Origin of the sequence: Vibrio sp. 10N.222.55.B11 (assembly GCF_041473705.1) — a bacterium.
GTDB lineage: Bacteria > Pseudomonadota > Gammaproteobacteria > Enterobacterales > Vibrionaceae > Vibrio > Vibrio crassostreae_C.
Genome location: NZ_JBFRST010000059.1, coordinates 1 through 10,605, shown reverse-complemented (window position 1 = coordinate 10,605; position 10,605 = coordinate 1). Strand labels below are relative to the sequence as shown.

The following is a 10,605-nucleotide window of genomic DNA, read 5'->3' as shown; positions in this document are numbered from 1 at the left end:
TCAAAGCCATCGTTGATATGAGTAATGTGCGTTTTCTCTTCGGATAATGTTAAGCCTCTTTCCGCTAAGAAATCAGCAATCAACGGTTTGATATCGTTCTCGAGCACTTCCTTTGAAGCGCAAGTGACGACGAAATCGTCGGCATATCCAATAAAGTTAGCTCTTGCTCCTTTCTTAAGCGCGGTAGACTTAATGCGCTGTTCGAGACCCGATAACGTCATCAACATCAAGGTGGGGGATATAATTCCGCCTTGAGGAGTGCCTTCGTCGGTGTCGTAAAACAGCCCTTTGTCTACAAAGCCTGACTTTAGCCATTGCTCCAACATCCGTTTATCGATGGCGATGTTATCCATAAGCCATTGATGCCCGATTTTGTCGAAGCAAGCTTTAATATCTCCTTCAAGAACCCATTTAGCCGATTTCTTTAAAGCCAAACACTTGAAGCACTGGTCGACAGCGTCAGCCGTGCTACGATTTGCTCTAAAGCCATAACTATTCGGGTCGGCAGTTGTTTCTGATATGGGCTCTAGCGATAATAGGTGTAGCGCTTGTTGTGCTCTGTCTATCATGCATGGGATGCCCAGAGGTCGAAGCTTGCCATTCTTTTTGGGGATATAGATACGCCTGAGTGGTTTCGCTTGATAAGCTTTCCGACTCAGTTGATTTACTGCTTTCATACGACGCGTGTCTGTGTTCCAGACAACGCCGTCTATTCCAGGCGTTTTACTGCCTTTGTTTTGAGATACTCGTTTAACAGCAAGAAGCTTGGCTGAGCGAGAATGAGTCAGTAGCCACTGCAAGGCTTTCGCTTTGCCGTGTTTACCTTCTCGAGTTGCCTTTGCGATACGCATCTGAAGCTTTAACACATGCGATTCAACGGATTTCCAGTCTATTGACTGCCATTGAGCGCTGTCAGGAGAGGCACTAATCTCATTTGAAATCATCATTTGCATTTCTCCTTGAATAAAGTTCTTCAAACTCTCTCGCAACGAGAGACCAGTTGGAAGTGGGCTCACTTTCGTGACAAGACATGAGTCTGTATCTGCATCGTTACAATGCAGCCTTCGCTTTTTCCAACCTCCTATACCAGCATCACTATCGGCCACAGAGGCTTTCCCAGAGGGAGTGATACAGGCTTACCGTGTTCCGTATGTCGCGCAATATCAGTTTAGATGCCCGCTATGGTGCGGAGAGTTCAATGATCACGAAAGAGCATGGGGCAATCTCTTTCCGACTCTCGTGCCTTTTGGCTACAGCGTATTAACCACTTCCGCTGTTTCATCACATAACGCACCTTAAGCGGATTCACATATGTTCATCATGCTGACTACCTAGCATTCACCCGATTGTGGTTATCAGGAGGATCGTTCTCTCACGATTCAAATCCCGAATGGTCAAGACCATTCTTCATTACATTGTCAGGCTCGCTACTTTATTCAGAGCCCTAGGTTCATCTGGTGATACAGATGGTTCACACGTTAAGCGGTGAACAGCGCTTCATACGACTTCACGTCGCACGCCCCAAGGTGAGTTAGATCAAAGATTCGTTCAACCACTCGTTATCGATATTTGCCATACTCGAGCTAATGGATTGGCAAAATGTAAAAACTGCTTACAACCATTTCTTTCCTTGAGTCATTTAGTTGTAGTTTTTTGTTTTGGCTGACAACGAAGCAACCAATAAATCTACAGATATTAATTCAAAAAACGGCAAGAAAGCACTCTGAAGGTTTCTGACTAATTAATTGTATTTTCACCTTACAATTGCGTGAAGGTTTAATGAAAAAAGATGTAACTGTCAATAGTATCAACTGCGAGGTTAATCATAAAAACCAATTAACTATCCGGATTAGAATTGAATTTCTGAACAAAGACCACATTTAAGCTAAATCTATTGTTCGTTAATTAAATAGATTCAGGGAAGCAAGTTGTCCGGTGTGGAACACCTAATTACATTTATTCTTTGTTTGAAAAATCAGGAGTTCCCATGGCATTAACTGTATGTGCTGCGTTTAATAGTTTTATGAAAGACAAAGTAAATCTCAACAGTGATCGCACCAAAACAGCTAGATCTAGTAGAAATTCGCTGAAAGATAAGATCAACGGACTTGATGATTTCTTTCCGCTGTACTCAGAGAAAAATATTGAGTTTGGCTCATTTGCACGAAAAACGAAGATTCGTCCTCTAGATGATATTGATATGATTTTTACGTTAAGTGCCAATGGATGTACTTGGGAAGAAGAGTATCTGACAGATACAGTTTACTTAACGACTCCTGAAAACTCACAGGAATATAGAAATTTTCGCCATGACGATTCATACCGATTGAATTCTCGTAAAGTAATCAATGAATTTATCCGTAAGCTTGAATCGGTCACCCAATATCAGAAAGCTGAAATTCATCGAAATCAAAATGCCGCAACGCTAAAACTTACTAGTTATGATTGGAATTTTGATGTTGTTCCAGCATTTTTTACGACAGAAAACAGTGCTGGAAAGACTTATTACATCATTCCAGATGGCAATGGTAACTGGATTAAGACTGATCCGAGGATTGATCGTAAACGTGTGACAGACATCAATCAAACATGTGATGGGAAAGTCTTAAACGTTATACGTGTGATTAAGTATTGGCAAAAGCGTCCATCAATGCCATCAATGCAATCATATCTGTTAGAGAATATGGTTCTTGATTATTTTGAAGCTAAAGGTAGTGCGAGTAATTATCTGGACATCGATATAATCAACGTTTTCGGTTATATCAAAGATGCTATATGGAGCAATGTTAATGACCCTAAAGGCATTCAAGGGAATCTCAATAACCTCTCATATGAAGACAAGAAAAAGATTTCAGATAAAGCTACTAGTGACTATGAAGTCGCGTTAGGTGCTTTCGAGTTTGAGAAACAGAAAGATCAAAATAAAGCTATAAATGAGTGGAGACGTGTGTTTGGTACTGATTTTCCAACATATGGATGAAATGCTTATGAATAATGTAGTTTTAAATCAAAAAAAGCATGAGTCAGTAGAAGCAGGAACATCTTTTCGTAATGCTTATGCAAAAGCTAAGTACTTTAAAGCTTGGATATGGGCAATAACTCTTATACTGGCTGTTGTTCAGTTAGTTGCTTCTGTGTACTCAAAAAAGCTCAATTTTGACTTAACTCCAATTGTTGTTTCTTTGCTTGTGGTGTCAGTTATAGCAAGCACTTTCGGAAAACAGAAAGTCAGTGAGTGGCATTCACTTGGATGTACGATACAACGATTGCATGACCATCTTGTCCTGAATATTGGAATCAAGCCTAGCTATCTTGAAGTGTCTAAAGATACGCTTACGGAACTCAGCTGCGAATGGTTAAAAAATAATCCCAATGACAAAGCAGAGTTTGAGAAATGGTGGTCTGTTGCACTAGATGAAGTCCCCTTTTCAGTTGCTAAAGTTATCTGCTCATTGTCAACATTTAGCTGGGAAGCTGAGTTAAGAAAACGATATCAGAAAGTCTTAACAGTTTTGCTTTTCGCCAGTTTGATCATTCCTCTTATTGTTGCATTTTTTGCAAACTATATGCTATCACAAGTGATCATCTTCGCTGTGGCTCCATTTACACCTTTCATTGCCGTCGTGATGGATGAATGGTTAGAAAATAAAAATGCTGAAAAGATAGCAAATCATCTAACAATAGAGTGCCATTCAACTTGGGATAATACTCTTCACTTTAGACTTAGTTCTGATGAAATCATGCGAAAAGTCGATAATCATATGACTTACTGGCAAGAATATAGACAATCAGCGACTCCAATTTTTGAATGGTTATACAAGCGATCCCAAGCAAAAATGGAGAAAACGATGGTCGTAAATACTGACGCTTTAATTGGGCTGTATTTAGAGTTGAATTCTGAATCTACAGTGGCTTAAAGATACAAATAATAAAAACAGTCTCTTAGGAGGCTGTTTTTAGTTGAGTCACTACAAATGAACGGGATTACCACTCTTCCATTAGATCAGGAACCATAACCATCCACAAAGGCCAACTAAAACCCAACAGCGCCATCAAATTCTTCATCCCCAAAATGGCTCATTGTCCAGTGTTATTAGTACCCTCTCAGATGTTGAATAGCAAAAGGATCCCCTATCAAAAATATTTTCATTGCTGAACATGTTCACTCCTTTTACACGTGTAAGTATAATTTTCGGGGACGCTTGCACACTGAGAATGCGATCAAGCACTTGTCTAAAGTACAGCTATGTTTTAATCATACTCAAATGGCAACATACCTGAAGCCGAAGAATATCAGTTCCTTTGAATAGCCACGACTTGGTAGATACTGTTTAGATAAGAGAGTTACGATGCGACAAACTGGGCTTTGCCAAACCTCAATTAATCCGTAACTTGCTAATTTAGAAAACGCTGTAATTCAGAAATGTCCAGAGGCTTCATAGACCTGAATTTTGACTCGTGGCACTTTCTAACTCAAAAGTGTCTTATTGGCTTCATGAGGTGCATAGTTAAGCACAATACTTTCTGAAATTAACGTTACCATAAGGTATAAAATTCCTGCTATGGCATCTCGTTTAGTGCGTTAATCTGGTGTTTCAAACCATCTATAAAAACATCAACATACCTATTAAAACTCTCATCCATCGGTTTGTCATAGCCATTTTGCCAGCGTAAAATGAAAGAAGCATTCATCATTTGAGGTAGAAAACGAGTTAAGTTTGGATACTCACTATTTTCTACCTTCTTAGCCTCCCCTCTTAACTTAGCTTCCCATTCATCCGCATTATCTAGCGGTAAATGACCGAACTCCATGGTTACGAAACCACACATTGATGCAATTACTGTGTTGTACATAGGGACTATATGAGACGGCGGACAATTTGCATCCAAAAGAGCAGCTATAATTCCATCTAGCAATCTAGGATCTTGATACGCATTTGCCAGAAGTCGCCCTCCTATCAAATCTGCGATGTGGGGATGGTGTTTTACTGCACCTCTGTAGTTTTGGAATAACAGGGTCAACCAGACGTGCCAATCCAGGTTACCGTAGTTAGGTGTGACACTAGACATCACTGTATTTGCAATTTCACCTAACAGTGTGTTTTTGTTTTTAAAATACCAATAGATAGCTGTTGGATAGGTATCTAACCGTTTAGCTACGTCTCGAATACTAAACGTATCGATTCCTTTCTCCGCAATAAGATTCAGTGCTACCTCGATTATAATTTCCTTAGAGAGAGGTGTTGTATTTGCTTTTCTTTTCATAAAGGTACCGCTATCTATAAAGTACTTGCTAAAGGGAGGTCTGCTTTTTAGACAGATTGAACGAACTTCTAATGTTAAAAGTATCGTAAACAATATTTAATTTGGTAATCAAGCGGCTACCTTTGTCGACTTCTAACACATCGACAACATTAAAAGGTGCAGGTTCACCATTGGCAAGTGTCCAGTCAAAGTAGAACCAGATAGATATCAAATCTGTACAGTCACGAGTTGATTTCCCTTCCATTACGCCCTTCAAGGTTAGCTTTGAACTGCTCGTATCTTCAAACAATTCAGGATAAAAGTCTGCTGCCTTACGTTCACCGTAAAGTGGTGAACTCACCAACGCATCTGGCGTGAAAAGCGATAGTACTTTTTCAATGTTTGCTTCTTCAAGTGCTTCAAGGTATTTGTTTGCTATCGTATTGGCATTCATGATTTTACTCTATTGTTCAGTGTGCAATTCTATATTGTACACTGAACAATAATGAGAGCAAGCTTGAGTTTGTAGCTGTTTAATAGAATGAAAGGTGCTGCATTAACAATGAATGCACTCCTGCATTAAATGCATAAATATTTCGCATCGTTGACTGTAATTGGAAGGTTTTGTCCAAAAGCTTCTCAGGTGTCGTCTACTCGACCAAAGTGTGGTAAAGCAATAACTAAATAGAGAGTTCAGACAGGATCTCTGTTTTTCATTGCAGTCATTTCAATGACTGTTTTATTGTAAACTACAATTCACTTTAAGATTTTTATAGTAAAATAGTTTTTACTATAATTATTTCTAACCTATTACTTTGACATTTAAATTTTGGTAAATTAATATTTACCTTATTATATTTACGGTAAAGGTTAATTTACTATGGGAAGAGGTAACATTCAGGTTAGCACTGTTGCTAGTGCCGCACTAACTCATTTTGCCACGATGCTTACAATCCAGCGTAAGGAAAAGAAAATCACTGTAGAAGAGACTTGTTCCCGAGTTGGGGTATCTAAGCCCACTATGATAAAGATTCTTAAAGGTGATCCGTCTGTAAGTATCGGACTCTACTTCGAAACTGCTTGGGTATTAGGTGTTCCTTTATTTGAACCCGATGAAAACCAGTTTGCTATTAAACGTAAAACAAATGCGAAAATTGAGGCATTACTGCCTAATCGAGTAAGAAGGAAAAAGGTAATTTTAGATGATGACTTCTAGTAATCAATGCTTCGTTTGGAAATGGCTTAAAGGACAATCAGAGCCTGTGGTAGCAGGTAGACTCACTATTGATGAAACTGGCCAACATTTTACGTACGGTCAGTCTTACTTGAAACGTTCAGATGCAGAACCAATTTACTCAAATGAATTACCGCTTTCTGCTGGTACTAAGGAACCAGTTCAAGGTATGCCTATATTCTCTTGCTTGCGTGATGCAGCTCCAGATGCTTGGGGACGTAGGGTCATTAATTCTCGGTTGATGGGCAAAGACTACGATGCTGAGTTAGGCGAAATGACGTATTTGATGCATTCCGCTTCAGATCGGATCGGTTCTCTCGATTTTCAAGAATCGGCCACTGAGTATTTTGATCGTTCTACTGATGCGGCAACTCTTGAAGAATTATACAATGCGTCTGAAATCGTCGGTCAAGGTAAGGAAATCTCTTCGGATTTGGATAGAGCACTTATGCATGGTACATCCCTCGGAGGTGCTCGCCCGAAAGCGATGATCACTGGTAATGAAGCTAAGTATATTGCTAAGTTTTCAGCATCAAATGATACTTACGAAGTTGTACAATCAGAATACGTAGCAATGAGGCTTGCCAAGTTAGCAGGACTCAATGTTGCCGAAGTTATTTTTGAAAAAGTATTAGGAAAAGATGTTCTTCTTGTAAGACGCTTTGATAGAGCGTTAGTTGGTGACGTTTGGTGTCGTCGCTCAATGGTGTCCGGGCTGACAGTTTTAGGCTTAGATGAAACATGGGCTAGAGAGGCATCTTACGCAGACCTAGTGAACAATATGAAGCAGTATTGCATCGATTTTACCTCTGATAGCCAAGAGCTATTTGCACGGATGGTATTTAATGTACTGATCGGTAATACGGATGACCATGCTCGAAATCATGCTTTCTTTGTAGAAGGGGAGAAAATATCCCTGTCACCGGCTTATGATATTTGTCCACAAAACCGTACAGGTGGGGAGGCGAGTCATGGAATGAAGATCTTCGAAAATCTTAATTTATCTCTGTTATCACTTTGTATGCAAGCAGCACCAAGTTTCAATATTAAGGCTGAAAAAGCAGAAGAAATTATTAGGTTTCAAATTTCTACGATTACCCAAGAGTTTGAATCCGTGTGTAACGAAGTAGATGTCCCTGAAGTTACGCGAAAGTTACTTTTCAAACGTGTGATATTGAATAACTACATATTCAATGAAATGGAACATTTAAAGCCGCAAGATGGTCATTAAGTAGAATACATGGAATATCTAAATAAACAATGTCCGTACGACATGATGGGTTTTGTCGCAAAGTTTTGCGTTGTCGGTTAAGATTTACTCAATCTTTACCTAATACTCTGAATCTCAATGTTTAAAGGTTGCCACTTCCCCTCTGAAGTTATTCTCGAAACCGTACGTTATTATCTCGCCTATAAACTCAGTTATCGTGAAATTGAAGAGATACAATTGGAGCGCGGAGTCGTTGTGGATCAGGCCACTATTAATCGTTGGGTTATCAAATTTACGCCAGTATTAGAGCACAGAGCGAGGTGTAGAAATAAGCCCGTATCTGGCTCGTGGCGAATGGGTGAAACCTACATCAAAGTCTTTGCGCTCAAAAACATAGCGTCTGGAGCGCTTTATCTTTTGATAAACGCGATCAACTGCTGTCATTTGAACCTCCTAACTTTCATACGTGTTCGTAATATAACGCAACCTTATTATGACAGGAAGAAATACGGCAAACTCAAAGGGGATAATACGGCAAAAATAACGAATAAATATTATTAACCTATTGTTTTATAATAATCATTTCAAGGTCATTAAAAATGACCTTTCTAAAATCAACACTCCAACCTTACTATGAGTCTATCCCCTCAGAGATGTTCAGAGCCTCCTCAATTTCTACGCCTAAATAGCAAATGGTATTATCCAACTTAACATGGCCAAGTAATAGTTGCACAGCGCGAATGTTTTTGGTTCTCGCCTAAATTAACGTCACCTTGGTACGGCGCATCGAGTGGGTACCATAGAGATAGGGATCGTAGCCGAGTTCCGTTACCCAGCGGAAAATGATGGTGGCGTAGCTGCTACAACTAATTGCTTTACCCTGCCTTCGAGGACTTGGGAAAATAGAGTCTGGTGCAGAGAGTTGGCTGTGCAGTGCGTGAAGTGAGCTCAAACTGTACCCCTCTGGCTGTAAAGCACGCGATCTTGAATCGCACCACCAGAAGAGATATCCCTCACTTTCATTCTAAGTAAGTCACAAGAACGTAACTTGCAATCGATAGCGAGATTGAGCAAGGTCGATTTCAAGCCTAGTGCGAATTCGCCAGATATCTTCAAGCTTGAAGGACTTTTTCTGCCCTGTTAGATGACCTTTCTTCGTCCACATAATTGACCTCCAATCTAAACCAGCTCATCTGCATACGCAGGTAATTATATAAAAAGTACTGCATTTAACTCTCAAGGAACCACTATGCCTAGACCTAAACGCGCGTCCGGCAACCACTTTACCCGTGGCGGACAAATTACTTTTCACTCCATTCGGATGTTCTTTCAAGTCAACAACACCTTAGTCTACGCCGCCATTTGGTCGGTGATAGCACTCACTGGTGTTCTAACCTGGCTACGCGCTCCTGATAACGCCTTTTGGTCTGTGTTCTACTACTGGCGCAATCATATCTATGCCAGCTTTGGGCACGATCTTAACAGCGAAGTCACGACGTTCTGGAGCGGGAAACGCTACGTTGGTACGCTCGCCTCCCAACTGGAAAACACCCAACTCATCGACCTCTACGATAACGTGATACACCAAATACAAATCAACTTCTTAATTGCCATCGGTATTGCCTTCGCTATTTTGATGCTCGCCATGAGTTTCTTTAAACGACAAGGCGAAAAGCAAAGTGAAGATTTCCACGTTCGAGGCTTTCAATACGCCGAACCCAAAGTGCTCACAAATGATTTGAAAAAACGGGCAAAGAAACTCAAGAAACAGGGTGTAGGCAACGGACGAATTTCTGATTTCAAAGTGGATGGGCTGGCCTTATTTAAACGTGAGTTTGAAGTGCAGCACATGCTGATTGACGGCACCACAGGGGCCGGTAAATCCGTCATGCTGCGGAAACTGCTGCGCTGGATACGCAAACGTGGGGATAAAGCGATTATTTATGATAAAGGCTGCACCTTTACCAGTAAGTTCTTTGACCCTAGCCAAGACACCTTACTCAACCCCTTCGATGAACGCTGCGCCAATTGGGATGTCTGGTGCGATGCAAAAGAAGCCCCTGACTTTGAAAATATCGCCAGCGCCCTTATCCCGCAGCATGGCGAAGGTGACCCATTCTGGGTCGACTCCGCCCGGACTATCTTTTCAAGTGCGGCGTATCGCATGAGCCAAGATGACAAGCCCTGCTCGACCGCAAGGCTGCTTAGCCTGATACTCACGTCTGAACTTGAAACCCTGGGTAATTTCCTGCAAGGCACAGAGTCTGCTTCCCTGGTCTCGAAAGACATCAAAAAGACGGCCATCTCCATTAAGTCGGTGCTCGCTACCTACATTAAGAGCCTACGCTTTTTAGATGGCTTGGATGACAAAGACACGAAAGGAGAGCCCAAACGTAAACCGTTTTCTATCACCGATTGGGTACAAGATGACAAACAAAAAGGCTTTTTGTTTTTATCGAGTAACGCGCAGCAACACGCCTCATTGCGTCCTTTGATTTCGACGTGGCTTGCCATTGCTTCTAACGCTATCTTGGGACTCAAAGACGATGAAGACCGCCGCATCTGGGTGATTATGGATGAAATGCCAAGTCTGCATAAACTGCCTGAGCTTGACACCATCATTGCCGAAGTGCGTAAGTTTGGGGGCTGTTATGTGATTGGTCTCCAGTCTTATGCGCAGCTCGTGAAAACCTACGGAAAAAATACCGCGGACGTTATTTTTGATTTACTCAACTCTCGCTTTTACTTTCGCGCCCCATCAGCGCAGATGGCGCAAATCTCATCCAAAGATTTGGGTGAGCAAGAGGTGGATGTCTCAAGAGAGCACATTTCTTACGGTGCAAATGCACTCCGTGATGGGGTATCGATTGGCCACCAGACGGTGACACGACCGGTTATCTCTAGCAGTGAAATCCAA

Annotated in this window: 8 protein-coding genes and 3 pseudogenes; 6 read left to right on the top strand and 5 right to left on the bottom strand. The window is 41.2% G+C overall.

What is annotated here, in order from left to right:
* A partial coding sequence (locus AB4503_RS20190) for a reverse transcriptase domain-containing protein (RefSeq protein WP_372115639.1) occupies nucleotides 1-947 on the bottom strand: 947 nt, incomplete at its 3' end.
* A gap of 1,040 nt (nucleotides 948-1,987) precedes the next feature.
* Here AB4503_RS20190 and AB4503_RS20185 point away from each other — a divergent pair.
* Together AB4503_RS20185 and AB4503_RS20180 are read left to right on the top strand one after the other, a co-directional pair.
* Nucleotides 1,988-2,980, top strand: a complete 993-nt coding sequence (locus AB4503_RS20185) for an SMODS domain-containing nucleotidyltransferase (protein WP_372115638.1) — start codon at nucleotides 1,988-1,990, stop codon at nucleotides 2,978-2,980.
* 7 nt (nucleotides 2,981-2,987) lie between these two features.
* Nucleotides 2,988-3,917, top strand: coding sequence for an S-4TM family putative pore-forming effector (locus AB4503_RS20180; RefSeq protein WP_372115637.1), 930 nt, complete (start codon nucleotides 2,988-2,990; stop codon nucleotides 3,915-3,917).
* A 643-nt stretch (nucleotides 3,918-4,560) separates the two neighbouring features.
* Here AB4503_RS20180 and AB4503_RS20175 read toward each other — a convergent pair.
* Nucleotides 4,561-5,265, bottom strand: coding sequence for a TetR/AcrR family transcriptional regulator (locus AB4503_RS20175; RefSeq protein ID WP_017103707.1), 705 nt, complete (start codon nucleotides 5,263-5,265; stop codon nucleotides 4,561-4,563).
* Nucleotides 5,266-5,293: 28 nt separating this feature from the next.
* Complete coding sequence (locus tag AB4503_RS20170; RefSeq protein WP_017100096.1) at nucleotides 5,294-5,698, bottom strand: nuclear transport factor 2 family protein; 405 nt, start codon at nucleotides 5,696-5,698, stop codon at nucleotides 5,294-5,296.
* A gap of 426 nt (nucleotides 5,699-6,124) precedes the next feature.
* Here AB4503_RS20170 and AB4503_RS20165 point away from each other — a divergent pair, with 426 nt between their 5' ends.
* The 3 genes and pseudogenes from AB4503_RS20165 to AB4503_RS20155 form a co-directional block, all read left to right on the top strand.
* A complete protein-coding gene (locus AB4503_RS20165; protein ID WP_017100095.1) occupies nucleotides 6,125-6,460 on the top strand; it encodes a helix-turn-helix transcriptional regulator in 336 nt (111 codons plus the stop codon).
* Complete coding sequence (locus AB4503_RS20160) at nucleotides 6,447-7,709, top strand: type II toxin-antitoxin system HipA family toxin (RefSeq protein WP_017100094.1); 1,263 nt, start codon at nucleotides 6,447-6,449, stop codon at nucleotides 7,707-7,709. Before AB4503_RS20165 ends, AB4503_RS20160 begins: the two co-directional genes overlap by 14 nt.
* Before the next feature lie 117 nt (nucleotides 7,710-7,826).
* Nucleotides 7,827-8,066 (top strand): annotated as a pseudogene (locus AB4503_RS20155) (IS6 family transposase); the annotation flags it as partial.
* On the opposite strand, the pseudogene AB4503_RS20150 reads toward AB4503_RS20155, so the two are convergent.
* Nucleotides 8,058-8,132: pseudogene (locus AB4503_RS20150) on the bottom strand (S-adenosylhomocysteine hydrolase); the annotation flags it as partial. The pseudogenes AB4503_RS20155 and AB4503_RS20150 sit on opposite strands and share 9 nt — an antisense overlap.
* A gap of 187 nt (nucleotides 8,133-8,319) precedes the next feature.
* Nucleotides 8,320-8,853: pseudogene (locus AB4503_RS20145) on the bottom strand (integrase).
* Nucleotides 8,854-8,937: 84 nt separating this feature from the next.
* On the opposite strand from AB4503_RS20145, the gene traD reads away from it, so the two are divergent.
* Nucleotides 8,938-10,605: type IV conjugative transfer system coupling protein TraD (traD, locus tag AB4503_RS20140; protein WP_372115636.1), on the top strand; the 1,668-nt coding region annotated here is incomplete at its 3' end.